Origin of the sequence: Rhizobium sp. NLR22b, from assembly GCF_019685295.1 — a bacterium.
Classification (GTDB): domain Bacteria; phylum Pseudomonadota; class Alphaproteobacteria; order Rhizobiales; family Rhizobiaceae; genus Rhizobium.
The window spans coordinates 18574-42332 of record NZ_JABDWM010000029.1 but is presented as its reverse complement, the minus strand read 5'-3'; the positions used below and the strand labels follow the sequence as shown (position 1 = coordinate 42332).

Below are 23759 nucleotides of genomic sequence, written 5' to 3'. Positions count from 1 at the left end.
AACACAAACCAGCAATCGCCAATCCGCTTGAGTTTCTTTAGAACGAAAGACTTCGTCGCCAGCAGCGCCGCCGCCCTCGTTCAGTGAGTGGGCTTATAGAACCTTCCCCTTTTCTAAGTCAACTGCCCTTTTCGAAAAAAATCATTTTTCTTTCAAGTCATTGTTTTTTCAGGCGAAGTTTCTGTGGAGCCTGTCAGTGCGATCATTTCCCGGATTCTGAGCCGCCTCCACCGAGCCGGAGAAGTAAACATTCGTCGACTTTTCGTGGAAAGAGCGCTCTTTCGTCTCTCGCGCCCCGACATGATCACAATCTGCTGGTCTTTACGGACACATGATTCACACAGGCAAACGCCGGTAGGCTGCCTTTCCAGTGCACGATTTGACTTCAGTGCCCAAAATATGCACATCTTTTGCCCCAGCCAGGATGGCCGAGACATGCTCCCAGAGACGTCAAATGTAAGGACGCGGACCCAACTGCCATGATGACGGAGAAAATGATGATCCGCTCGTTGGGCAACGAGCCTCCGCTTCTGGCCGACGGCAGGCGTGCGCCGGACAAGCGCGAAGTTTCCCTGCGCTGGCTCTCGGGCACGTTCCTCACCGGTATCACGTCGTCTGTTCTGATGGGCGTCGCGCTATTTGCCGCACTTGATGGCCGTCAGCAGCTGGCGATCCCTGCAGAGGCCTATGCGAGTGCTGCCGCAGAGGCCCATGTAGACACGACCGTGGTCCGCGGCGGCCGGCTGATCGCTCCTGCGATCGCCGCGAAACCTTCGGATCGGGCGATCATGGAAGTATCGACCGTCGTCCATGACGGCGAGAAGGAAGTCGTGCGCCGCCAGCCCTTCGCCCATGTGAAGATGACGCTGGCCGCCAACCATGTGACGACAGAGGACTACCCCGATTTCGATCCCCTGGCGATATTTTCCGCCGACGAACCGCAGCCCGCTCCGCAGAGCCGCACCGGCGCACTCTATGGCTCCGACGTTGAATCCGAAGTCAGCCTGAAGACCGTTCCCTTCCCGACCGCCAAGACCGGTATGAAAATGGCCTCTGGCCTGTCGCTCGAGGAGGTAGAGGAAAACGTCCGCTCCAACGGCTCCGTGCTGACCGACGGCAATACGCAGCTCGCGGCCCTCTACTACGTCGATCCACGTCGTTTCTCCAACGAGGAAACCGATGTCGATCTGACCGCGGGCCTGTCCGCCCGCGTGCTCGAGCAGAACATGACGGTCTCTGCGCCGGAATCAATCACGCCGCAGACCGAAGAATTCGCCGACGACGTCCTTCCGGTGCGCGCGGATACACCGATCGCCAAGGCGCTGACGGATTCAGGCTACCCACAGCAATATGCCGATGGCATTGCCAACTATATCTCGCAGCAACTCGGCGCCAGCGATCTCGAAAAGGGTGACGTGCTGCGCATCGGCATCATCCAGAAGGGCGAACAGGCAAAGATCATCCGGGCTAGCGTCTACCGCGGCACGCGCCATCTCGTCACCGTGGCTCTCGACGACAAGGGCAAGTATGTGCCCGGTAGCGAGCCGCCGATGCTGGATGCGATCGCCACGGCCTTCGATGACAATACCTTGGCTCCGCCGCCCGGACAGAACCTGCCGCGCGTCTATGACGGCATCTATCGTGCCGCCCTTTCCTATGGCATGACCAAGGACATGACCGCGCTGATCATCAAGCTGCTCGCAAGCAATGTCGATTTCCAGGCGCAGCTGAGACCGACCGATAAGCTGGAAGCCTTCTTCTCCGTCGCCGACAGCACCGGCCAGGCGACCGAGGATTCCGAACTGCTCTACGTCAACGCCCGTTTCGGCGATACGCAGACGCGCTTCTATCGTTTCCAGGATCCCGACGACGGTACGGTCGATTATTTCGACGAGAACGGCAAGAGCATCCGCCAGTTCCTGCTGCGCAATCCGGTTCCGAACGGCATTTTCAAATCGGGCTTTGGCATGCGCCGCCACCCGATCCTCGGTTTCGCCCGAATGCATACCGGCGTCGATTGGGCGGCACCGCGTGGCACAGCGATCATCGCCGCCGGCAACGGCACGGTCGAAAAAGCCGGCTGGGATTCCGGCGGCTACGGCAACCAGACGATCATCCGCCATGCCAACGGCTATGAATCCTCCTACAATCACCAGAGCGCCATCGCCAAAGGCGTCGTTCCCGGCGCGAAAATACGTCAGGGCCAGGTGATCGGCTGGGTCGGCACGACGGGTGAATCCACTGGCCCGCACCTGCATTACGAGCTGATCGTCAACGGCACCAAGGTAGATCCGCTGCGCATCCGCCTGCCGGGCGGCAAATCGCTGCAGGGCGAGCCGCTGGCGAAATTCGAAGACGAGCGAAAGCGTATCGATACGCTGCTGAACAACCAGACGCCGGATCAGGTGGCGAGCAAGTAATCTCAAGACGAAAATGGCGGCCAAAGCCGCCATTTTATTTCCCTGTAACCAATTTAAGCCGCTTGGCTTACCGTCTGCCGCGTTGTGAACTGCAACCGGTCCGAACCGTTCGTCACCTTGACAGTCGATCCGTCCGGCACCTGACCCGACAGGATCTGCTCGGCCAGCGGGTCCTGCACGAACTTCTGGATCACCCGCTTCAGCGGCCTTGCGCCGTAAATCGGGTCGTAACCCTTGTTCGCCAGCCAGTGCCGGGCTTCCTCGTCGAGATCGATGACGATCTTGCGTTCGGAGAGCAAGGCCACCAGCCGCTTCAACTGAATGTCGACGATCGCACCCATCTCTTCACGCTTCAAACGATGGAAGAGGATGATCTCATCGATGCGGTTCAGGAATTCCGGCCGGAAATGCCCACGCACGACGTCCATCACCTGCTCGCGAACCGTATCGCTATCGTCGCCGTCCCTGAGCTGGGTCAGATATTCGGCCCCGAGGTTCGAGGTCATGATGATCATCGTGTTGCGGAAGTCGACCGTCCGCCCCTGACCGTCCGTCAGCCGCCCATCGTCAAGCACCTGCAGCAGGATGTTGAAGACGTCGGGATGCGCCTTTTCGATCTCGTCGAACAGCACGACCTGATAGGGCCTACGACGCACGGCTTCCGTCAACGCCCCGCCTTCGTCATAGCCGACATAGCCGGGAGGTGCACCGATCAGCCGGGCGACGGAGTGTTTTTCCATATATTCCGACATGTCCATGCGCACCATCGCCGTTTCGTCATCAAAGAGGAAGCGGGCGAGCGCCTTGGTAAGCTCCGTCTTGCCGACGCCGGTCGGGCCGAGGAAGATGAACGAGCCGATCGGCCGGTTCGGATCTTGCAGGCCGGCGCGGGCGCGGCGGACGGCGCGCGACACGGCCTGAACCGCATCGCCCTGGCCGATCACCGATCTCGCCAGCTCGTCTTCCATCCGAAGCAGCTTGTCGCGTTCCCCCTCCAGCATCTTGTCGACCGGAATGCCGGTCCAGCGGGAAACGACATGGGCGATATTGTCGGGGCTGACCACCTCCTGCACCATCGCGCCGCGCTCGCCGTCCTGCTTCTCGGCTTCGACCAGCTGCTTTTCGAGATCGGGAATGACGCCGTAGGTGAGCTCGCCGGCGCGCTGGAATTCACCCTTGCGCTGGGCAATCGCCAGTTCGTTGCGGGCGTCGTCGAGCTGCTTCTTGAGATCGGCGGCAAGGCCGAGCTTCTGCTTTTCCGCCTGCCAGCGGGCCGTCAGCGCGTCGGCCTCCTCTTCAAGCGCGGTGAGTTCAGTCTCCAGCCGCTTCAGCCGGTCGGCGGAAGCAACGTCGGTTTCCTTCTTCAGCGCCTCGCGCTCGATCTTCATCTGAATGATCCGGCGGTCGAGTTCATCGAGCTCTTCCGGCTTGGAATCCACCTGCATGCGCAGTCGCGCGGCGGCCTCATCCATCAGATCGATCGCCTTGTCGGGCAGGAAGCGATCCGTGATATAGCGGTTGGACAGCGTCGCGGCCGCAACCAGCGCCGCATCGGCGATGCGAACCTTGTGATGCTGCTCGTATTTTTCCTTGAGTCCGCGCAGGATCGAGATCGTATCTTCGACCGTCGGTTCGTCGACGACAACGGGCTGGAAGCGGCGGGCAAGCGCCGGATCCTTCTCGACATGTTTGCGATATTCGTCGAGCGTGGTTGCGCCGACGCAATGCAGTTCGCCACGGGCAAGGGCAGGCTTTAAAAGATTGGAGGCATCCATCGCTCCGTCCGCCTTGCCGGCGCCGACCAGCGTGTGCATCTCGTCAATGAACAGGATGATCTCGCCGTTTTCCGCCTGGACCTCATTGAGGACCGCTTTCAGCCGCTCTTCGAATTCGCCGCGGTATTTCGCGCCGGCAATCAGGGCGCCCATGTCGAGCGCCATCAGCTTCTTGTCCTTGAGCGATTCCGGCACGTCGCCGTTGACAATGCGCAGCGCCAGACCTTCGACGATCGCCGTCTTGCCGACGCCCGGCTCGCCGATCAGCACCGGATTATTCTTGGTGCGGCGCGACAGGACCTGGATGGTGCGGCGGATCTCGTCGTCGCGGCCGATCACCGGATCGAGCTTGCCCTCGCGGGCTTCGCCAGTCAGGTCGCGGGCGAATTTCTTCAGTGAATCGAAGCCCTGCTCGGCACTGGCGGAATCCGCCGTCCGGCCCTTGCGGATATCGTTGATGACCTGGTTTAGGCCTTGGGCTGTCACGCCCGCATTCTTCAGCGTCGAATAGGTCGAAGCCGAGGATTCGATCGCCAGCGCCTGCAGCAGACGTTCGACCGTGACAAAACTATCGCCGGCTTTCTTGGCCACCTCCTCGGCGGTCGAAAGCACCTTGGCGAGCGGCTGCGCCAGATAGATGTTGCCGTTGCCGCCTGATATCTTCGGCAACTTGGCAAGAACCGCGTCATTGGCAAGGCGAGCAGCCTTGGCATCGCCGCCGGCACGCTCGATCAGCGAGGCCGCCATGCCCTGATCGTCATCGAGCAGAACTTTGAGCACATGTTCGGGTGAAAATTGCTGATGACCCTGCGCCAGCGCATAGGTCTGGGCCGACTGGATGAAACCGCGCACCCGCTCGGAATATTTCTCGATATTCATATTCTACCTCCATTGATCGCCCTGCCCTTACGAGGCGCAGACCGATGATTGAGATCGACCCCCTGAAAAGGCAGGCCGCGCTTGGCCCGTCTGGGATTTGGGCGAAGCAGTCGAGGAGAATATGGTACGCTGTTCCGGGAGTTTAAAGACCCCGTAAGACGAAAATCCCCGGCACGAAGGCCGGGGATTTCCAAGGAAATCCGAACAGATGGCAGAGCACCCGGCTCTCTCCGAAGGGAGCGGCCAGATCCTTATTCCGATGCGGCGTCCGCCAGAACCGGCGCCTCGGCGGAAGCCCCCTCGCCTTCGGAGGCTGCATCGCCGTCTGCGCCCCGACGCGGGCGACGGGGACGATTGCCGGGGCTGCGACGACGGGGCTGGCGTTCGCGTGACTGGCCGGCAGAGCCTTCCTCGTCCATGGCGACCTCGGCGGGAATGCCTTCGATCTCCGGCTGCGGGCCGGTTCCGTCGATGATTTCGGGCTGGGGTGCCGGGGCAGGCGCCGCAACGGGTGCCGGCGCTGGCTTTGGCTGTGCCTGCGGTTGATGCTGCCTGCTCTGCGGCGGCTGGACGACGACGACATCGTCGCCATCATTGTCGCTGGTATCGATGTCGTCGCTGTCGCGATCCGCCGCGTCGCGGTCATTGTAGTCGCTGCGATCGTCGCGCTGGAACCGCTCCTGCATCTGCGCCTGAGCGCTGGCGATGATCCGATTGTAATGTTCGGCGTGCTGAAGATAATTCTCGGCTATCACACGGTCGCCGGAGCTCTGGGCATCACGGGCAAGCTGCGCATATTTCTCGGCGATATGCTGTGCAGTGCCGCGAATCTTCACATCGGGGCCGGAGCTGTCATAGGTCCGGGTCAGCGGGTTGCCGCCCTTGCGGTTGAAATTGTTGTTATTGTTATTTCCGCCGCCGCCGCCATTGTTATTGTTGTTACCACGCCCTCGACCGCGCTTGTTTTGCTGTCCTGGCCTCATAGATCGTTCACCTGAATTCTCTGTTTGTGATGGATACATGGCACCAACCGCCATGACCGGAAGACCGGGTCAGGACCTTTGTGCCGCGAGCATACTGCGCCTTTGCGCCGACCTGCCGCTTGGTTCTCAAGTCAGTTTGACTGATTCACGCGTTGGGTCGTGTTTAACCGTTGAAACTCTCGTTTAAAAGAGCGGACCCCCGAGGCAAACCAAGTACCGAACGAATCTCGTTCATTCCTATCTGCCCAACACGTGCCCGCAACCTATATTGCTTCCCTCGGAAATCCAAGCCTTTTCTTCGCAATAGCAATAATGTCCGCCCCGATGCCGCAATTATCGCCTTTTACGCGAGCGCGAAAACGAGCGCCCTGTCGTTCTGACCATAATCCTTCACAGATTTGAGGCACCTGAAACCTTTCGCTTCGAAGAGCGCCGTCACATCGTTTCGCTGATCGTAGCCGATTTCCAGTCCGAGAACCCCGTCGGGCCTCATGAACCTTGCCGCATCCTTGGCTATGGCTTTGTAAGCGTCAAGCCCATCCGGGCCGCCATCCAACGCTGCAACCGGATCAAATTTCGTCACTTCGGGAGCGAGATCGTGAATGACACTGGAGGCAATATAGGGCGGATTTGAGACAATCGCGTGAAATGAGCCCTGGATGTTCTCGAACCATTTCGACTGCACGGCCTGAAAACGATCCTGCAACCCGTTTCTTTCTGCATTTGACTTCGCCGTCCTAAGTGCATCAGCCGATATGTCGCTGCCGATACCTGACGCCTCGGGACATTCGCTCAAGAGCGCGAGGCATATCGCCCCACTCCCGGTTCCGATATCAAGAATATGGAGATGGCGTTGCGGCTTTGCAAGATCCTTCAGATAAGGAAGCACCGTATCGACCAGGATTTCCGTATCCGGACGCGGCTCCAAAGTTTCCGCCGACAAGCCAAGCGGCAGGCCATAAAATTCCCGCTCGCCTAGAATACGATGCACCGGCTCATGGCCGAGCCGGCGCTCCAGGGCCCTCGAAATTGTCTCCGCCTGATCGGAAGAAAGCCTCTCAGCCGACCGCGTCAAAAGCTCCGTCGACGACAGTTTCAAAAGGCCAGCGACAAGCAGCCGCGCATCGGTCACCGGATCGACAATGCCCGCCTCTGTGAAACGACGGCGCGCTTCGGCAAGCATATCGGCGACCGTAGCACTCATAGTTGTTCGCCGAGCTGCGCCAGCTGGCTTGCCTGATAATCGGCCATCAGCGCGTCGACGACCTCTTCGATCTCGCCTTCCATCATCCGGTCGAGCTTGTAAAGCGTCAGATTGATGCGATGGTCCGTGACGCGCCCCTGGGGGAAATTGTAGGTACGGATGCGTTCCGATCGATCGCCGGAGCCGACCTGGCTCTTGCGATCGGCCGAGCGCTCGCTATCGGCCCGCTGCCGCTCGGCATCGTAAAGCCTGGAGCGCAAGACCTGCATCGCCTTGGCGCGGTTCTGATGCTGTGATTTTTCCGAGCTGGTGACGACGATGCCGGTCGGCAGATGGGTGATGCGCACCGCCGAATCCGTCGTATTGACGTGTTGGCCGCCTGCGCCCGACGAGCGCATCGTATCGATGCGGATGTCTTCCGGCCGGATGTCGATGTCGATCTCCTCGGCTTCCGGCAGCACCGCCACCGTCGCGGCCGAAGTATGGATGCGCCCGCCTGCTTCGGTCTCCGGTACGCGCTGCACCCGGTGCACGCCGGATTCGAACTTCAACTTGGCGAAGACTCCTCGGCCTGTGATCGTCGCGATGATTTCCTTGTAGCCGCCGGCTTCACCCTCGCTGGCCGAGAGCACCTCTACCTTCCAGCCCTTTTCCGACGCGAAACGCTCGTACATCCGGAAAAGATCACCGGCAAAAAGGGCAGCTTCCGAGCCGCCGGTGCCAGCGCGGATCTCCAGGATCGCGCTTTTTTCGTCGGCTGCGTCCTTCGGCAGAAGCAGGATCTGCATTTCCTGCTCCAGCGCCTCGATCCGCGCTTTCACTTCGGGCAATTCGAGTTCGGCAAGATCGCGCATCTCGCGATCGACCGATTTATCCTCGAGCAGCGTTTCGAGATCGGCAAGCTCGGCGCCAGCCTTCTCATAGGCGCGGATCTTCGTCACGACCGGCTGCAGCTCGGAATATTCGGATGCGAGCTTCACATAGACATCGGCGGCCGGCCCGGCCGACATGCGCGCCTCGATCTCGCCGAAACGGCGTTCAAGCTCGCGCATTTTTTCAACGGGAAGCTTCGCCACCCTGCACTCCGATTCTTCTTGTATTTCTCTAAAGGGGAATATTGTGGCTCTCGGCGAAGCGGGCAAGCACCTCGCGCATCGGCACCGTGCTGCGATGATCGTCCAGCACTTCGTCCATCACCTTTGCCAGGGCCCCGACATCAAGCCCGAGCAGCATCGCCTTCACCGGGCCGATCGAGGCCGGCGACATCGAGATCGACCGAAAGCCGATGCCGAGAAGCGCCATTGCCGAAAGCGGCTTGCCGGCAAGTTCGCCGCAAAGCGTCACCGGCGTCTTGTTCCGATCCGCCCCGCGCACGACATCGCGCAGGATCCGCAAAAACGGCTTGCCGAGTGGGTCGAAGCGATCAGACACCCGCGCATTGCCACGATCGACCGCCATGGCAAACTGGAAAAGGTCGTTGGAACCGACCGACACGAAATCGACCGCCTCCATCAGCTCGTCGAGCTGCCAGAGCAGCGCGGGCACCTCCAGCATCGCTCCGAATTGCAGCTTGCGCGGCAACCCGTGCCCGAAGCGCGACAGATGCTGTACTTCCTTCTGCAGGAGTTCGCGCACCATCTTCAGCTCGGAAACCTCGGTCACCATCGGCACCATCAGCTTCAGCTCGGTGCCGGCCGATGCCTTCAGCATGGCGCGCAGCTGGGTGCGCAACAATCCCGGCCGGTCGAGCGACAGCCGGATGGCGCGCCAGCCGAGTGCGGGATTTTCCTCCTCGTGGCCTCGGAAATAAGGCACCACCTTGTCGCCGCCGATATCGAGCGTGCGGAAGGTGACGACGCGGCCCGCCGCCTGTTTGATCACATTGCGGTAGAACTGCTCCTGCTCTTCCGCCTTCGGCATGGTCGAGGCGATCATGAACTGCAGCTCGGTGCGGAAGAGACCGATGCCCTCCGCACCCGATTCCGAGAGCTGCGGCAAGTCGACCAACAGGCCGGCATTCATCATCAGCGAAATCCGCTGGCCATCCTTGGTGACCGGCTCGATGGCGCGCAGCGCCCGGAACTGCTCCTGCCGCCGCGCCCGAAAACGCACCTTTTCCTCGTAGGAGCGCCGGTGATCGGCCATCGGCCGGAGGTGCACATGCCCTTCGTCGGCGTCGATGATCACGGCATCGCCATTCTCGGCGAGCGCGACAACACCCGCTGCCTGGCCGATGACGGGAATGCCCATGGCGCGGGCGACGATCACCACATGGCTCGTCACCGCCCCTTCTTCCAGCACCAGTCCACGGACATTGGCGCGAGGGTAATCGAGCAGCTCGGCCGCCCCCATGGCGCGCGCCAGGATGACCGCATCATTGGGGAAACCTTCGGCGGTCGTGCGCCCGGTATAACCCGTCAACTGCCTGAGCAGCCGGTTCGCCAGATCTTCGAAATCATGCATGCGTTCGCGCAGATAAGGGTCGGTCAGCCGCATCATTCGCGCCTTGGTGTCGCTCTGCACCTTTTCGACCGCCGCTTCCGCCGTCAGGCCGTTGCGGATCGCTTCCTCGAGCTTGCGCACCCAGCCCTGGTCGTGCGCGAACATGCGATAGGTTTCGAGCACCTCGCGATGCTCGCCTTCCATCGACACGTCGCGGCGAGACAGCATGTCGTCGATCGAGATCCGCAGCGACCCCATGGCCTCCGCCAGCCGGCGGATTTCCTTCTCCGCATCCTCGTTCAGCAGGTTGGTGACGACGATACGCGGCTCGTGCAAGACGACATAGCCGAGGCCGATGCCGTCATTATAGGTGTCGCCGTCAATCGTCACCGAACGCGTCAGGTCGAGTTCAAGGCCCGGTTTGGTGATCTTCTTGAGCTCGCCGGTGGCGATCATCTCGGCAAGCACCATCGCCGTCGTTTCGAGTGCTTCCACTTCCTCGTCGCGATAGTTGCGGCTCGCCTTGTTCTGGACGACGAGAACACCGAGCGAGCGCCCGGTTCTCAGGATCGGCACACCGAGGAAGGAATGGTAGATTTCTTCGCCCGTCTCCGGCAGGTAGCGGAAAGCCGGATGCGACTGCGCGTCGGAAAGGTTCAGCGGCTGCGCCGAGGCCGCGATCGTGCCGACGAGGCCCTGCCCCATCTTCAGCTGCGCCAGGTGCACCGCCTCGCGGTTGAGGCCTTCGGTCGCGTAGAGTTCGAGCACGCCGTCGGCGCGCAGCACATAGACGGAGCAGACTTCCGCCACCATGTTGCTGGCAATCTGGCGGACGATCCGGTCGAGGCGATCCTGCGGCTCCAGCGGCTCTGCCATCAACTCGCGCAGCCGCCTGAGCAGCACGCGCGGACCGCCGGAAAGGTCTCTCATGGCGTCTCAAGCTCCCGAAACAACGCACTCAGTCCCGGCAGGCTGGCCCTCGTCTCCTCAACCTGAAGGGGCAGGCCGCCCACTGGGAATCAATTCTTATCCAGACCGTAGCAGGAATGCAAAGTCCTGACAGCGAGTTCTGCATAGGGACCGTCTATCAGGATGGAAATCTTGATCTCGGAGGTGGTGATCGCCTTGATGTTGATGCCTTTTTCGGCAAGAGCGCGAAACGCGGTGGCAGCGACGCCCGCATGGCTGCGCATGCCGATGCCGATGACCGAGACTTTCACCAGCCCCGATTCGTTCTGCACGACATCGTAGCCGATCTTCTCCTTGTGGTCGCCGAGCACCTTGATCGCCTTCTCGACGTCACCTGACGGCACGGTGAAGGTCATGTCGGTCTTCGATCCGTCCTCGGAAATATTCTGGACGATCATGTCGACATTGATATGAGATTCGGCAAGCGGCCCGAAGATCGCGGCGGAGACGCCCGGCCGGTCGGCAAGACGGCGAAGCGAGATCTGAGCCTCATCCTTGGCATAGGCGATGCCGGTGACTACTTCCTGTTCCACGATTTCATCCTCGTCACAAATCAGCGTTCCGGGCGGGTTCAACAGATCGCCCATGCCCGGAGCATCGGGATCTTCGAAAGACGAGCGCACGAAGGTACGCACCTTGTGCACCATGGCAAGCTCGACCGAACGCACCTGCAGCACCTTGGCGCCGAGCGAGGCCATCTCAAGCATTTCCTCGAAGGCGATCTTCTTTAGCCTGCGCGCCTGCGGCACGATACGCGGATCGGTCGTGTAGACCCCGTCGACATCGGTATAGATATCGCAGCGATCCGCTTTGACAGCCGCGGCAATGGCGACGGCTGACGTGTCCGACCCGCCGCGCCCGAGAGTGGCGAGGCGGTTGTCAGGCCCCAATCCCTGGAAGCCGGCGATGACGGCGACCTGTCCCTCGCCCATCCGCTTGATGATGTCGGAGCCGTCGATTTCCAGAATCCGGGCCGCGCCATGCGCATTATCGGTTCGGATCGGGATCTGCCACCCCTGCCAGGAGCGCGCATTGATATCCATCGTTTGCAATGCGATCGCAAGCAGCCCAGACGTTACCTGCTCGCCGGAAGCGACCACCGCGTCGTATTCGCGCGCATCGTAAAAGGGAGAATTGGCGCCGATCACCTTCGGCATGCCCTGCACCCAGCCGACCAGCTCATTGGTCTTGCCGGACATGGCCGAGACCACCACTGCGACCTCGTGGCCGGCATCGACTTCGCGTTTCACGTGGCGGGCAACGTTCTTGATGCGATCCAGGTCAGCGACGGACGTGCCGCCGAATTTCATTACGATGCGTGCCATATGCCTCTACCACGTCTGGCGCCGGGAAGCGGAAAATCGGACCCGGCATAACGAGACCCAGGGGTGACCGGTTAGCGAGAGAGCCAGATCCCAGATTCTGGAACCGCTCCAAAAGCCAGGCCCCCAGAGGCCTCAAGTTGCGGCGTCTCTTAGCGAGTTTGGCGGGGTGAGGCAAGCGCGCGCGATAAAAGCAATTGCCGTGCGGTCCCGCGCCTGTCTGCCTCCTGATCTCCGCCCCTTGACTTATGCCCCCGATCGTCCGACTTCACATTTCACGAACGAAGGAGAGGACGATGACGGAAGGCGCCAGGAGCACGATCGACCAGGGCGAAGTGGACCGCTTCTCGGCGATGGCGACGGAATGGTGGAGCCCGACCGGCAAGTTCAAGCCGCTGCACAAATTCAACCCCGTCCGCCTCGCCTACATAAGAGACAAGGCCTGCGAGAATTTCGGCCGTGATCCGAAAAGCGCCCGCCCGCTCGAAGGCCTGCGTGCGCTCGATATCGGCTGCGGCGGCGGTCTACTGTCCGAACCGGTCGCCCGCATGGGTGCCTCCGTCGTCGGCGCCGATCCTTCCGAGAAGAATATCGGCATCGCCTCGACCCACGCGAAGGCTTCCGGGGTTTCGGTCGACTATCGCGCCATCACCGCCGAGGAACTTGCCGACGCCGGCGAGACTTTCGATATCGTCTTGAACATGGAAGTGGTCGAACACGTCGCCGACGTCGAACTCTTCATGACGACCTGCGCAAAGATGGTCCGCCCCGGCGGCCTGATCTTCGTCGCCACCATCAACCGCACGATGAAGGCAGCAGCACTTGCCATCTTCGCCGCCGAAAACATCCTGCGCTGGCTGCCGCGTGGCACCCATCAATATGAGAAGCTGGTGCGCCCGGAAGAGCTGGAAAAGCCGCTCACGGCAAGCGGCCTTGAGATTACCGACCGCACCGGCGTCTTCTTCAATCCGCTGTCCAACCAGTGGAACCTGTCCAAAGATATGGATGTGAACTATATGTTGCTGGCGAAGCGGCCCGCATAGTTCCCGCAGGCAATACGCCGTTTACATGTCAGCGGCCGCTCCCGCCAACATTCAAGAAGACCAGGTGTCCTGACTTTGTTTCAATTTACGTCCTCAGGCAGCACCGGAATGGCGGCGATCTCGATGCCCTCCTCCACAAGAGCCTGTGCCTCGTCGACCGTCGCCTGGCCGATGATGCCGCGAGCATCCGCCTCGCCATAGTGGATCTTGCGGGCTTCCTCGGGGAACTTCGCGCCGACATCTTCGGAATTGGCCTTGACAGCCGCGACCGCCTCTTTCAGCTTTTCCAGGGCCTCCCGGCGCATGGCGTCCATCGCCAGCGTCTGCCTCTCATCCTTCTTGCGCGCGGTCGACACCGAAGGCGCCATCAGGAGCTTGGAAATGGCGGCAGAATGGCAGACTGGGCAGGTCAGGAACCCGCTCGCGACCTGACGGTCGAAATCGGCGCTTTCTGAAAACCAGCCTTCGAATTCATGGGCATTGTCACAGGTAAGGGAATAACGGATCAAGCGGCGACGCCTCCTGCGACTGCCCCCGCGATCTTCTCGACAGAGAATTCCCGGCCATTCCTCAAGTTCGGGATCTTGTCGTGGGCGGCCTTGACCGCGCCTGGATCGATCTCGGCGACGATGACCGCCTCGCCGGTTGCGCCGCCCGAGGCCAGCACCGTCCCCCAGGGATCAATGATCATCGAGTGGCCGAAGGTCTCCCGGCCGTCCTCGTGCCGCCCATCCTCGTGCCGGCCGGCCTGCGCCGCGGCAACGACGAAAACGCCATTCTCGATCGCCCGCGCTCTCAGCAGGATTTCCCAATGCGCCTCGCCGGTCTGCTTGGTGAACACGGCAGGAACCGTCATTACCTCGGCGCCGGCAACGGCCTGAGCGCGGAAAAGTGCGGGGAAGCGGACGTCGTAGCAGATAGCAAAACCCATTTCCGCAAAGGGCAGCGACAGAACGCGGGCTTCCGAGCCGGCGGTATAGAACGCGCTTTCGCGCCAGCTCTCACCATTGTCGAGATCGACGTCGAACATATGGATCTTGTCGTAGCGATTGAGAATCCGCCCGTCAGGACCGAAGAGGAAGCCGCGATTGGCGATCTTGCCATCGGTAAGCGCGATTGCGGTGGAGCCGACATGCATGTAGATGCCGAGTTCGCTGGCAAGCTCGGAGCCCGTTTTGACGATAATATCGCGCGTCTCGTCGGCAAGCACGGCGCGTGCCGCCGCGCGGTCACGCTGCAGCATGCCGGTCATTTCCGGCGTCTGCACATAGGTGGCGCCTCGGGCCGCAGCCTCGCGCACCAGCCGCGCCATCGCTGCAGCGTTCCTCACCGGATCGACCCCGGAGCACATCTGAACGGCGGCGGCCTTGAAGCTCATCGGTTCTTCCTCAAGCCGCCAGCATCGGATCGAGCTTGCCGGCCCGGTCAAGTGCGAAGAGGTCGTCGCAGCCACCGACATGTTCGGCGCCGATGAAGATCTGCGGGAACGTCGTGCGCCCGTTCGCCTTGCCGATCATCTCCTGGCGAAGATCCGGCGAATAGGTCGCGTCGTGCTCGACATAGTCGACACCCTTATGTTCGAGAAGGGACTTGGCGCGGCTGCAATAGCCGCAGAACTGCCGTGTATAGATCGTGACGGGTACCATGATATCTCCAGACGGATGCCGGGTATTTTCTGTCATATAGGCTCGGAGAGAGCCCTTGCAAAGGTCAAAACCGTTATCTCGGCCGCACCCGCCTTCCGCAGCGTCCGGCAGGCGGCGGCGACTGTCGCGCCTGTCGTGTAGACATCATCGACAAGCACAATACGCTTGCCGAAGACGTCGTTCTCGCAGCCTTTGGCAATCGCGAAAGCACCTCTGACATTGTCCTCGCGCGCCTTGGCGCCGAGGCCGACCTGCTGACTGGTGCGCTTGACGCGGATGAGCGTTGCGGCAAGCAGCGGTTTGCCCGATAGGCTCGCCACATGGCGGGCAAGTTCGGCAGCCTGGTTGAATTTACGGGATAGCATACGGGTGCGGTGCAACGGCACCGGGATCAGCGCATCGCAGCTCTCTACCGCGCCGTCGGAGGCACGCAGCATCCAGCCGGCCATCATCGGCGCCAGATCGGTGCGATCGCGATATTTCAATCCGTGAACGAGATCTCGGACGGCGTGGTCATGTGTCGCCGCTGACCGCAACCGGTCGAAAGGCGGCGGATTGGCGATCGCCTCGGCGCTGAGGATGCCGGCGCCGAGATCATGCGAGAAGGGAATGCCGAGCACTTCGCAATAGGGCCGCTCGATAAAGCGGATGCCGGACCAACATTTCGCACACAGTCCGCGATGGCCGCCGGTCGAAATGCCGCAGACGGAACATGCGGGCGGATAGAGAAAATCGGCAAGCGCCGAAAACGGTCGCAGGAGATGCGCCCGGAGCAAATCTGTCGTCCATTCGGAATGGATCCGTTTCATAGGGTCGAGACTAGCCTGTTCTCTTCGAAAGGAAAATCGCCTTGCCGCTGCAGCGAGCCGGGACTATGGACATCCCCATGGAAACGATCTTCGACAGAGCCCTGATCGCCGCACATCGCCATCGCGCGCTTGTTAACAACGACCTGAAAGCCGCTTTCCTGCTCGACATCGCGGCGGAGGAAATGGCGGAGAGACTTGATGTCGTCGAGCGGCGCTTCGAAACCGCCGTTGAATTGCATGGCACGACCGGTGCACCCGCCCGCGCGGCAATGGCGACGGGCAAGATCGGCACGATGATCCGCGTCGAGAGCGAGAAGGCCTATGCGGGCCCGGGCGAAACTTTTGTCGAGGCGACGCTCGAGGAGGTGCCGCTTGCGCCGCAATCGGTCAATCTCATCCTCGCGCCGCTCAACCTTCATCTGACCAACGATACGCCCGGCGTTTTCGTCCAGATTCGTCGTGCCCTGAAGCCGGACGGCCTGTTCCTGGCGGCCATTCCCGGCGCCGGCACGCTGCAGGAACTGCGCGACGTATTCTTGGCAGCGGAGGTCGAGATGACGGGCGGCGCAAGCCCGCGCGTCATCCCTTTCGCCGATGTGCGCGATATCGGCAGTCTGATGCAGCGCGCCGGCTTCACCCTTCCGGTGATCGACGCTGAGAACTATACGGTCCGATATGACTCGCTCTTCCCGCTGATGCGCGATCTCAGGGCGATGGGCATGAACAATCCGCTTGCAGCCCGCAGTCGCATGCCGCTGACGCGCGCCTTCTTCCTGCGCGCCGCCGAGATCTACGCCGAGCGCTATTCCGATCCCGACGGACGCATTCGCGCGACATTCTCGATCATCTATGTCTCCGGATGGGCTCCGCACGAGAGCCAGCAGAAACCGCTCCAGCCGGGCTCGGCCAAAGCACGTCTTGCCGACGCTCTGAAAGTGGACGAACACAAGCTCAGGCAGTGATCGTCGACAGCTTCGTCAATTGACGGTGATATTGTTGGTGACCACGTTGAAGACGTTCTGCAGGCTGCCGGTGAAGATGCCGAGACCCGAGACAAGTGCTGTGCAAATGATGGCGGCGATCAGGCCGTATTCGACCGCCGTCGCGCCTGTGTCATCTGCAAGAAATGCTTTCCAAAGACGCATTACCCAACCTTCTGCGTGAACCGCCTGCAACCATCAACTCCACGACCACCGGGCGATGACCGCCATTCCAAGCAACCGGCTTCAGCAACCGGCGCCGACGCCGTAGCCTTGGACGACGCAGACCGAGCCGGGCGTATCCTGAAGGACGCTACGACGAATCGTATAGTGCTTGCCGCTTTCGTTCTTCGGAATCGATCCGGTCGTGATTGTGTCGAAATCGACCGGTGCGCTGGCAAAGACGCTTTTCTTCGAGGAATCCGCAAGCATGGGTGTCAGAATCAGCGTCAGCGCGACCACAGCCGTGCCGAACAGAAGGGCGATATTGAGCGCCCCCGTCCTGCGCGAGGCAGACGAAGCCCGTTCCTTTTCCCGGACAGCTTTCCAGAAATCATCGTCCATGACGTCAAGCCTTTTAATACACGCACGCCAGATGCTTGATTGAGGCCGATCTTTGGCAGAAGGTGTTAAACGATCCATTAATATCCACAGCCGAAAACGCCGCGGCGCAATAATAATCAGCTAATGCTAATGCATGTTGCTTGGAAGCGTGCAGCGGTTCCAGGATGACGATATGCAATGGATAAAATCCAAAGCGCATCGCACCGATCAAATTCAACGGGACTCGCTTTAAAGAAAATCCTGCAGCATCGGGATAAGCGGCTCGTCGGCGGGCGGCATGGGGTAGTCGCGCAGCGCCTGCGCACGCACCCATTTCAAAGCCTGCCCCTCACGGCCCTCAGCAATCCCCTCATAGCGCCGGCAGATATAGAGCGGCATCAACAGGTGGAACGTCTCGTAGGAATGGCTGGCAAAGGTGAGCGGCGCCAGGCAGGCGATCTTAGTCTTGATTCCAAGCTCTTCCTCGAGCTCGCGCACCAGCGTCTCCTCCGGAGTCTCGCCGGGCTCGACTTTCCCTCCGGGAAACTCCCAGAGCCCCGCCAATGACTTTCCCTCCGGACGCTGTGCCAATAGGATACGCCCGTCGGCATCGATCAGCGCACAGGCGGCGACCAGTAATATTTTTCGGCCTGCCTCGCTCATCGCGACTCTCGCTGCCAATAGCAATAATGATAGGCGTCGCGAAAACCGAGGCGCTCGTAGAGCGCGATGGCCGGGCGATTGGAAAGCCTGACCTGCAGCCAGGCCGAGCGGGCGCTGCGCATCCGCGCCCAGCGCAATGCCGAGGTCAAGATTTCAGTGCCGAGTCCCTCGCGCCGCCTGGTTTCGCAAACTGAAAGCGACATGATGCCGGCAAGATCGTTGTCCTGGACGCAGAGCACGGTCGCGAGCGGTCCCTCCACGGCGTTCTCGATCATGAACAGACCCGACGGCGGCTTGATCGCCGAAATGATTTCGGCAAGCGCCGGCTTCAGGCTCAGCGGCGCCCTGTCGACCGCCAGGTTGGCATCGACGAAACGGCCGACATCATGGGTCGGCAGATGATCGAGCGTATCCGGCAACTCGGCCCCGGCGAGATCGCAGGTCATCACCACGGTCTCGTCGAACCGTGTCCACTTCTGGGCGCTGAGAAGCTCGATCAGCACCGGCGAGGCGAGCGGCGTCTGGCGGACCACGGCGGCGCGACCATAGGCCTCGAACTTCCGGCTCGCCTTTTCCAGACGGATCTCGACATCGCGATGGTCCGAGGGGTCGAGCGGCACGATGGAATTCAGCCGGTTAGACGGGTGGCCCGCCGTCAGCCGCACCTGCCAGCTGCCGTCATATTGCACGGACGCCGCCGGCCAGGCGCGAAAGCCGACGGCCTCCAGCCTGCGGACCAACGGCAGATTCTTTGAAGATATGGATGCCTGGACCAATGGACGATCAGCTCCGATAGTCGCCATTGATTGCAACATATTCTTTGGTGAGGTCGCAGGTCCAGACGGTTGCCGACCCCGTGCCGAGGCCGATATCGACTTTAACGGGGATATCCTGCGCTTTCATCACGTTTGAGGCGGCTGCCTCGGAATAATCCGGGTCCCGCTCGCCGTTGACGGCGACCCTGATATCCCCGAACCAGATGGCGAGCCGGTCGCGATCCGCCATCTCCCCGGATTTGCCGACAGCCATGACGATACGGCCCCAATTGGCGTCTTCGCCGGCGGCCGCCGTCTTGACCAGCGGCGAATTGGCGATCGACAGTGCGATGCGCTTGGCGGCGGCATCGCTCTCGGCGCCCGTTACGGTGATTTCGAGCATCTTGGTGGCGCCTTCGCCGTCGCGCACCACCTGCAGCGACAAGTCCTTCAGCACTTCGTTGAGGGCGGCCCGGAAAGCGGCAAGGCGCGGATCGTCGGCGCGTTCGATGCGGGGCTGGCCGTCCGCAGCCGCAGCCCCCGTCGCAAACAGCATCAGCGTATCGGAGGTGGACGTGTCGCTGTCGACGGTAATGGAATTGAAGGTCGGTCCGACGCCGTCGGACAGAAGCGCCTGCAGCGCTTCGGACGCGATATCGGCATCAGTGACGACGAAGGAGAGCATGGTCGCCATGTCGGGCGCAATCATGCCGGCGCCTTTGGCAATGCCGTTGATCGTCACGGCCACGCCGCCGATCTCGGCGCTGCGGGTCGAAACCTTGGGATAGGTATCGGTCGTCATGATCGCCTTGGCGGCTTCGAACCAGAAATCGCCGGTCGCCTCGGCCTGCATCCTGTCAAGGACGCCGGCGAATTTGGTGGCATCGAGCGGCTCGCCGATGACGCCGGTCGATGCCAGATAGATCTCGTTTTCGCGGCAGCCGACGGCCGCCGCAGCCGACTTCGCCGTCAGCGCGGTCGCCTGGCGGCCTTTCATGCCGGTAAAGGCATTGGCGTTGCCTGAATTGACGACGACGGCGCGCGCAGTGCCGTGCGGCAGGTTCGCGCGGCAGAAATCGACTGGCGCGGAGGGGCATTTGGAACGGGTGAAGACGCCCGCGACCGATGCCGGTTTATCGAAGACCATCATCAGCACGTCGGTGCGGTTCTTGTACTTGATGCCGGCCGACGCCGTCGCCATGCGCACGCCGCGCAGCGAAGGCATCGGAACGAAGGATTTCGGGGCGAGCGGCGAAACGGAACCGGACATGATGAAACCTGCCAATGGGCATTCCCCGGCGACTGAACGAACCGGCTCGCCGTCCGGAAATGCGACAACAACGATAAGGAAGGGCCCGGAAGAACCGGGCCCTGATGCGAATATTACTGCTTCGGCGCCGGCTGGGCGGGCTCGCTGCCCGGCTCCGGCTGCTTGTTGGCCTCGTCGTAACCCTTGCGCAGCGTCTCGTCCGAAATTTCGATCTTGGCAGACGACTTGGCCTCATTGAGGAGGGCAAGATACTTGTCGCGCATGACGAGCTGACGAACCTGGTCCTGCACCTGGTCGAAAGGCGGCGGCGGAGCGTCACGTTTGTCCTCGACCTTGATGACATGATAGCCGAAATCGGTCTTGACGGGCGTTTTCGAATAGGCGCCCTTCTCGAGCGCGAAGGCCGCGTCCTCGAATTCCTTCACCATACGGCCGCGCGAGAAATAGCCGAGATCGCCGCCTTCCGACTTGTTCGGATCAGTGGATTTTTCCTTGGCGAGTTCGGCGAAATCCTTGCCGGCGTCGAGCTGCTTGATGATGTCCTTGGCTTCGTCCTCGGTCTTGACCAGGATGTGGCGGGCGTGGACTTCCTCCTGCTTCGGCAGGGCTGCGACTTCCTTGTCGTAACGAGCCTTGATTTCGTCAGGGGTTACGGTGTCGACGACGTGCTTCTTGAAATAGGCATTGTGAAGCTCGCGATCAGCGAGGTACTGCATGCGCTTCTTGAATTCGTCGGTCTGGTCGAGCTTCTCCGTCGTCGCGCCGGCCGCAAGCAGCTTCACATCGATGGCGGCGGACAGGGCTGCGACCTTCTTCTGGTCGTCCGGAAGCTGCGCCAGCTGCGGATCGAGGTTGGCGACGGCGAGATCGAGCTCAGACTGGTGGATCTCCAGATTGCCGACCTTGGCGACAACAGCGTCCTCTGCATGGGCCGGAGCCTGGAATGCAACAAAAGTTGCAAACGCCAGCACGGCGAATTTATTGGTGCTCAACATCAAATAACCCTTCACAGTTACATCGCCGGCTTCAGCATCGCCTGTTCCAGCTCAAAATAGCCATCAACACCGGATTGTGGCCTTTCTGTATCCGCCAAATCCGTTGACATCATTCGACCCCCCTCTTATCTGTCACGCAACCTCGCGTCCAGAACAGTTTCCGGGCGTTTCAAGGCGTGCGCCTGATTTTCGGCTGGGCCGCGGACAAGAAACGTCGCGGATGAATATTGAGAAAGGACCAGTCACATGGTCAGCTTTGGCGGTATAGCCCGCAAGTTATTTGGGTCGTCCAATGATCGCCGCGTGCGGTCCTACCAGCCGAACGTCGCCGCGATCAACTCCATCGAAGAGAAGACGAAGGCGCTGACGGACGAGCAGCTCGCGGCAAAGACCGTCGAATTCCGCGCTCTTCTCGCCGAGGGCAAGACGCTCGACGACATTCTGATTCCCGCCTTTGCCGTCGTGCGCGAGGCGTCACGCCGCGTTCTCGGCCTGCGACCTTTTGACGTACAGCTGATCGGCGGCATGATCCTGCATTCGAATGCGATCGCCGAGATGAAGACCGGCGAAGGCAAGACCCTCGTCGCCACCCTGCCGGTCTATCTGAACGCGCTTTCCGGCAAGGGCGTGCACGTTGTCACCGTCAACGATTATCTCGCCCAGCGCGATGCCGCGACCATGGGCCGTGTCTACGGCTTCCTCGGCATGACCACAGGCGTCATCGTTCATGGCCTTTCCGACGAGGAGCGCCGCGCGGCTTATGCCTGCGACATCACCTATGCCACCAACAACGAGCTCGGCTTCGATTATCTGCGCGATAACATGAAGTACGAGAAGAACCAGATGGTCCAGCGCGGCCACAATTTCGCGATCGTCGACGAAGTCGACTCAATCCTCGTCGACGAAGCGCGCACGCCGCTGATCATCTCCGGTCCGCTCGACGACCGCTCGGAACTCTACAATACGATCGACGCCTTCATTCCGCTGCTCGCGCCCAGCGATTACGAGATCGACGAGAAGCAGCGTTCCGCCAACTTCTCCGAAGAGGGCACCGAGAAGCTGGAAAACCTGCTGCGTCAGGCCGGCCTCTTGAAGGGTAACGCGCTCTACGACATCGAGAACGTCGCAATCGTCCACCACATCAACAATGCGCTGAAGGCCCACAAGCTCTTCCAGCGCGACAAGGACTATATCGTCCGCAACGACGAAGTCGTCATCATCGATGAATTCACCGGCCGCATGATGCCGGGCCGGCGTTATTCGGAAGGCCAGCACCAGGCACTCGAAGCCAAGGAAAAGGTGCAGATCCAGCCGGAAAACCAGACGTTGGCATCGATCACTTTCCAGAACTACTTCCGCATGTACGACAAGCTCGCCGGCATGACCGGCACGGCGCAGACGGAAGCGGAGGAATTCGGCAATATCTACAATCTTGACGTTATCGAAGTCCCGACCAACCTGCCGATCAAGCGTATCGATGAGGACGACGAGGTCTATCGGACCTTCGACGAGAAGTTCAAGGCGATCATCGACGAAATCCTCGATGCCCACAAGCGCGGCCAGCCGGTGCTCGTCGGTACGACCTCGATCGAGAAGTCGGAGCTGCTCGCCGAGCGCATGCGCAAGCAGGGCTTCGACAATTTCCAGGTGCTGAACGCCCGCTATCACGAGCAGGAAGCCTATATCGTCGCCCAGGCCGGCGTGCCGGGCGCCGTTACGATCGCCACCAACATGGCCGGCCGCGGCACCGACATTCAGCTCGGCGGCAACCTGGATATGCGCATCGAGCGCGAGCTCGGCGAACTCGAAGCCGGTCCGGAGCGCGACGCCAGGATCCAGGCGATCGTCGAGGAGATCAAGGAGCTCAAGCAGAAGGCGCTCGCCGCCGGCGGTCTCTACGTCATCGCCACCGAACGCCACGAGAGCCGTCGCATCGACAACCAGCTGCGCGGCCGCTCTGGCCGTCAGGGCGACCCCGGCCGCTCGAAATTCTACCTTTCGCTCCAGGACGATCTGATGCGCATCTTCGGCTCCGATCGCATGGACAGCATGCTGACCAAGCTCGGCCTCAAGGAAGGCGAGGCGATCGTCCACCCGTGGATCAACAAGGCGCTCGAGCGCGCGCAGAAGAAGGTCGAAGCCCGCAACTTCGATATCCGCAAGAATTTGCTGAAGTATGACGACGTTCTCAACGATCAGCGCAAGGTGATCTTCGAGCAGCGCCTCGAACTGATGGAATCGACCAATATTTCCGAGACCGTCTCCGACATGCGCCGCGAAGTGATAGAGGATCTGGTTGAGAAGCATATCCCCGAGCGCGGCTATGCCGAACAGTGGGATGCCGTCGGCCTGAAGGCCGGCGTTGCCAATATCCTGAACCTCGATCTGCCGATCGAGGAGTGGTTCAAGGAAGAAGGCATCGGCGAGGACGACATTCGCGAGCGCCTGACGCAAGCCGCCAATGCCGCCTTTACCGAAAAGGCCGAGCGCTTCGGCGACGACATCATGCATTATGTCGAACGCTCGATCGTCATGCAGACGCTCGATCATCTCTGGCGCGAGCACATCGTCAACCTCGACCATCTACGCTCCGTCATCGGTTTCCGCGGCTATGCCCAGCGCGATCCGCTGCAGGAATACAAGTCCGAAGCCTTCGAACTCTTCACCGGCCTCCTCAATAATCTGCGCGAGGCGGTCACCGCCCAGCTGATGCGCGTCGAGCTGGTGCAGCAGGCGCCCGCTGAGCCGGAACCGCCGCTGATGCAGGCCCATCATCTCGATCCGACGACCGGAGAGGACGATTTCGCCCCGATCTACCAGGCCTCTGAAGTCATCGTCTCACCCGAGAACCGCAATCCGGACGACCCCGCCACCTGGGGCAAGGTCGGGCGCAACGAGGCCTGCCCTTGCGGTTCCGGCAAGAAATACAAGCATTGCCACGGTGCCTTCGAGCAGGTCTGAGGCAAATCGCGAAAAGCTGGAATGCCGCCTTCGGGCGGCATTTTTCTTTTCTGCGGCAGCGCCGAGAACCCGATCTTCATAGCTTGATGGCAGCCCGATC

General features: G+C 61.2%; 20 protein-coding genes. 4 read left to right on the top strand and 16 right to left on the bottom strand.

All coding sequences use genetic code 11. The features are described from left to right. Positions 1-479 precede the first annotated feature (479 nt). Positions 480-2420 carry a M23 family metallopeptidase gene (locus tag HJC00_RS29990; protein WP_221165066.1) on the top strand — a complete coding sequence of 647 codons (1941 nt, stop codon included), beginning with the start codon at positions 480-482 and terminating at the stop codon, positions 2418-2420. A 53-nt stretch (positions 2421-2473) separates the two neighbouring features. Here HJC00_RS29990 and clpB read toward each other — a convergent pair whose 3' ends face one another. From clpB to HJC00_RS29960, 6 genes are all read right to left on the bottom strand, one after another. Continuing rightward, positions 2474-5074 (bottom strand): ATP-dependent chaperone ClpB, encoded by a 2601-nt coding sequence (gene clpB, locus HJC00_RS29985; protein WP_210632842.1) that lies wholly within the window; start codon positions 5072-5074, stop codon positions 2474-2476. Between the two features lie 251 nt (positions 5075-5325). Next, the gene (locus tag HJC00_RS29980) at positions 5326-6057 is read right to left on the bottom strand and encodes a DUF4167 domain-containing protein (RefSeq protein WP_210632843.1); all 732 of its coding nucleotides are present in this window, start codon (positions 6055-6057) and stop codon (positions 5326-5328) included. Positions 6058-6400: 343 nt separating this feature from the next. Continuing rightward, a complete protein-coding gene (gene prmC / locus HJC00_RS29975) occupies positions 6401-7261 on the bottom strand; it encodes a peptide chain release factor N(5)-glutamine methyltransferase (protein ID WP_210632844.1) in 861 nt (286 codons plus the stop codon). Continuing rightward, entirely contained in the window at positions 7258-8337 is a 1080-nt protein-coding gene (prfA, locus tag HJC00_RS29970; protein ID WP_210632845.1) for a peptide chain release factor 1, read from the bottom strand. Before prfA ends, prmC begins: the two co-directional genes overlap by 4 nt. A gap of 28 nt (positions 8338-8365) precedes the next feature. Then, positions 8366-10633, bottom strand: coding sequence for a phosphoenolpyruvate--protein phosphotransferase (gene ptsP, locus HJC00_RS29965; protein WP_210632846.1), 2268 nt, complete (start codon positions 10631-10633; stop codon positions 8366-8368). Between the two features lie 89 nt (positions 10634-10722). Further along, complete coding sequence (locus HJC00_RS29960; RefSeq protein ID WP_221165065.1) at positions 10723-11997, bottom strand: aspartate kinase; 1275 nt, start codon at positions 11995-11997, stop codon at positions 10723-10725. 293 nt (positions 11998-12290) lie between these two features. Here HJC00_RS29960 and ubiG point away from each other — a divergent pair, with 293 nt between their 5' ends. After that, the gene (gene ubiG / locus HJC00_RS29955) at positions 12291-13037 is read left to right on the top strand and encodes a bifunctional 2-polyprenyl-6-hydroxyphenol methylase/3-demethylubiquinol 3-O-methyltransferase UbiG (RefSeq protein WP_221123592.1); all 747 of its coding nucleotides are present in this window, start codon (positions 12291-12293) and stop codon (positions 13035-13037) included. 80 nt (positions 13038-13117) lie between these two features. On the opposite strand, the gene HJC00_RS29950 is transcribed toward ubiG, so the two are convergent. From HJC00_RS29950 to HJC00_RS29935, 4 genes are read right to left on the bottom strand one after another with little or no spacing between them, the layout of a single operon-like run. Then, positions 13118-13546 (bottom strand): DUF1178 family protein, encoded by a 429-nt coding sequence (locus HJC00_RS29950; RefSeq protein ID WP_184460190.1) that lies wholly within the window; start codon positions 13544-13546, stop codon positions 13118-13120. Beyond that, positions 13543-14415: a carbon-nitrogen hydrolase family protein gene (locus HJC00_RS29945; protein ID WP_210632848.1), complete on the bottom strand. Its 873-nt coding sequence runs from the start codon at positions 14413-14415 to the stop codon at positions 13543-13545. Before HJC00_RS29945 ends, HJC00_RS29950 begins: the two co-directional genes overlap by 4 nt. 10 nt (positions 14416-14425) lie before the next feature. After that, entirely contained in the window at positions 14426-14683 is a 258-nt protein-coding gene (grxC, locus tag HJC00_RS29940; RefSeq protein ID WP_221147783.1) for a glutaredoxin 3, read from the bottom strand. A gap of 32 nt (positions 14684-14715) precedes the next feature. After that, positions 14716-15492, bottom strand: coding sequence for a ComF family protein (locus HJC00_RS29935; protein WP_221156619.1), 777 nt, complete (start codon positions 15490-15492; stop codon positions 14716-14718). 77 nt (positions 15493-15569) lie between these two features. Between HJC00_RS29935 and HJC00_RS29930 the strand changes: the two genes are divergently transcribed. Beyond that, positions 15570-16454 (top strand): methyltransferase domain-containing protein, encoded by an 885-nt coding sequence (locus HJC00_RS29930; RefSeq protein WP_221147781.1) that lies wholly within the window; start codon positions 15570-15572, stop codon positions 16452-16454. Positions 16455-16469: 15 nt separating this feature from the next. On the opposite strand, the gene HJC00_RS29925 is transcribed toward HJC00_RS29930, so the two are convergent. The 6 genes from HJC00_RS29925 to HJC00_RS29900 all read right to left on the bottom strand — a co-directional run bounded on the left by HJC00_RS29925 (position 16470) and on the right by HJC00_RS29900 (position 20698). Next, positions 16470-16637 (bottom strand): Flp family type IVb pilin, encoded by a 168-nt coding sequence (locus tag HJC00_RS29925; RefSeq protein ID WP_020922387.1) that lies wholly within the window; start codon positions 16635-16637, stop codon positions 16470-16472. An 81-nt stretch (positions 16638-16718) separates the two neighbouring features. Continuing rightward, on the bottom strand, positions 16719-17036 hold the full coding sequence (locus tag HJC00_RS29920; protein ID WP_064697586.1) for a hypothetical protein: 318 nt from the start codon (positions 17034-17036) through the stop codon (positions 16719-16721). Positions 17037-17264: 228 nt separating this feature from the next. After that, complete coding sequence (mutT, locus tag HJC00_RS29915; RefSeq protein WP_210632852.1) at positions 17265-17678, bottom strand: 8-oxo-dGTP diphosphatase MutT; 414 nt, start codon at positions 17676-17678, stop codon at positions 17265-17267. Next, positions 17675-18481: an N-acetyltransferase gene (locus tag HJC00_RS29910; RefSeq protein ID WP_210632853.1), complete on the bottom strand. Its 807-nt coding sequence runs from the start codon at positions 18479-18481 to the stop codon at positions 17675-17677. The genes mutT and HJC00_RS29910 overlap by 4 nt, the downstream gene beginning before the upstream one ends. Next, entirely contained in the window at positions 18462-19703 is a 1242-nt protein-coding gene (gene argJ / locus HJC00_RS29905) for a bifunctional glutamate N-acetyltransferase/amino-acid acetyltransferase ArgJ (protein ID WP_221165064.1), read from the bottom strand. The genes HJC00_RS29910 and argJ overlap by 20 nt, the downstream gene beginning before the upstream one ends. 113 nt (positions 19704-19816) lie before the next feature. Beyond that, a complete protein-coding gene (locus tag HJC00_RS29900; RefSeq protein WP_210632854.1) occupies positions 19817-20698 on the bottom strand; it encodes a peptidylprolyl isomerase in 882 nt (293 codons plus the stop codon). 246 nt (positions 20699-20944) lie between these two features. On the opposite strand from HJC00_RS29900, the gene secA reads away from it, so the two are divergent. Next, positions 20945-23659 (top strand): preprotein translocase subunit SecA, encoded by a 2715-nt coding sequence (gene secA / locus HJC00_RS29895; protein ID WP_221165063.1) that lies wholly within the window; start codon positions 20945-20947, stop codon positions 23657-23659. Positions 23660-23759 lie beyond the last annotated feature (100 nt).

What these genes read in the sequence shown, in the direction of transcription:
- clpB (WP_210632842.1), bottom strand. Translation starts at nt 5,074, where the DNA reads ATGAATATCGAGAAATATTCCGAGCGGGTGCGCGGTTTCATCCAGTCG.
- HJC00_RS29910 (WP_210632853.1), bottom strand. Translation starts at nt 18,481, where the DNA reads ATGGCGACTATCGGAGCTGATCGTCCATTGGTCCAGGCATCCATATCT.
- ptsP (WP_210632846.1), bottom strand. Translation starts at nt 10,633, where the DNA reads ATGAGAGACCTTTCCGGCGGTCCGCGCGTGCTGCTCAGGCGGCTGCGC.
- secA (WP_221165063.1), top strand. Translation starts at nt 20,945, where the DNA reads ATGGTCAGCTTTGGCGGTATAGCCCGCAAGTTATTTGGGTCGTCCAAT.
- HJC00_RS29990 (WP_221165066.1), top strand. Translation starts at nt 480, where the DNA reads ATGATGACGGAGAAAATGATGATCCGCTCGTTGGGCAACGAGCCTCCG.
- HJC00_RS29980 (WP_210632843.1), bottom strand. Translation starts at nt 6,057, where the DNA reads ATGAGGCCAGGACAGCAAAACAAGCGCGGTCGAGGGCGTGGTAACAAC.
- grxC (WP_221147783.1), bottom strand. Translation starts at nt 14,683, where the DNA reads ATGGTACCCGTCACGATCTATACACGGCAGTTCTGCGGCTATTGCAGC.
- HJC00_RS29920 (WP_064697586.1), bottom strand. Translation starts at nt 17,036, where the DNA reads ATGGACGATGATTTCTGGAAAGCTGTCCGGGAAAAGGAACGGGCTTCG.
- mutT (WP_210632852.1), bottom strand. Translation starts at nt 17,678, where the DNA reads ATGAGCGAGGCAGGCCGAAAAATATTACTGGTCGCCGCCTGTGCGCTG.
- prmC (WP_210632844.1), bottom strand. Translation starts at nt 7,261, where the DNA reads ATGAGTGCTACGGTCGCCGATATGCTTGCCGAAGCGCGCCGTCGTTTC.
- ubiG (WP_221123592.1), top strand. Translation starts at nt 12,291, where the DNA reads ATGACGGAAGGCGCCAGGAGCACGATCGACCAGGGCGAAGTGGACCGC.
- HJC00_RS29945 (WP_210632848.1), bottom strand. Translation starts at nt 14,415, where the DNA reads ATGAGCTTCAAGGCCGCCGCCGTTCAGATGTGCTCCGGGGTCGATCCG.
- HJC00_RS29925 (WP_020922387.1), bottom strand. Translation starts at nt 16,637, where the DNA reads ATGCGTCTTTGGAAAGCATTTCTTGCAGATGACACAGGCGCGACGGCG.
- HJC00_RS29935 (WP_221156619.1), bottom strand. Translation starts at nt 15,492, where the DNA reads ATGAAACGGATCCATTCCGAATGGACGACAGATTTGCTCCGGGCGCAT.
- HJC00_RS29900 (WP_210632854.1), bottom strand. Translation starts at nt 20,698, where the DNA reads ATGTTGAGCACCAATAAATTCGCCGTGCTGGCGTTTGCAACTTTTGTT.
- argJ (WP_221165064.1), bottom strand. Translation starts at nt 19,703, where the DNA reads ATGTCCGGTTCCGTTTCGCCGCTCGCCCCGAAATCCTTCGTTCCGATG.
- HJC00_RS29960 (WP_221165065.1), bottom strand. Translation starts at nt 11,997, where the DNA reads ATGGCACGCATCGTAATGAAATTCGGCGGCACGTCCGTCGCTGACCTG.
- HJC00_RS29930 (WP_221147781.1), top strand. Translation starts at nt 15,570, where the DNA reads ATGGAAACGATCTTCGACAGAGCCCTGATCGCCGCACATCGCCATCGC.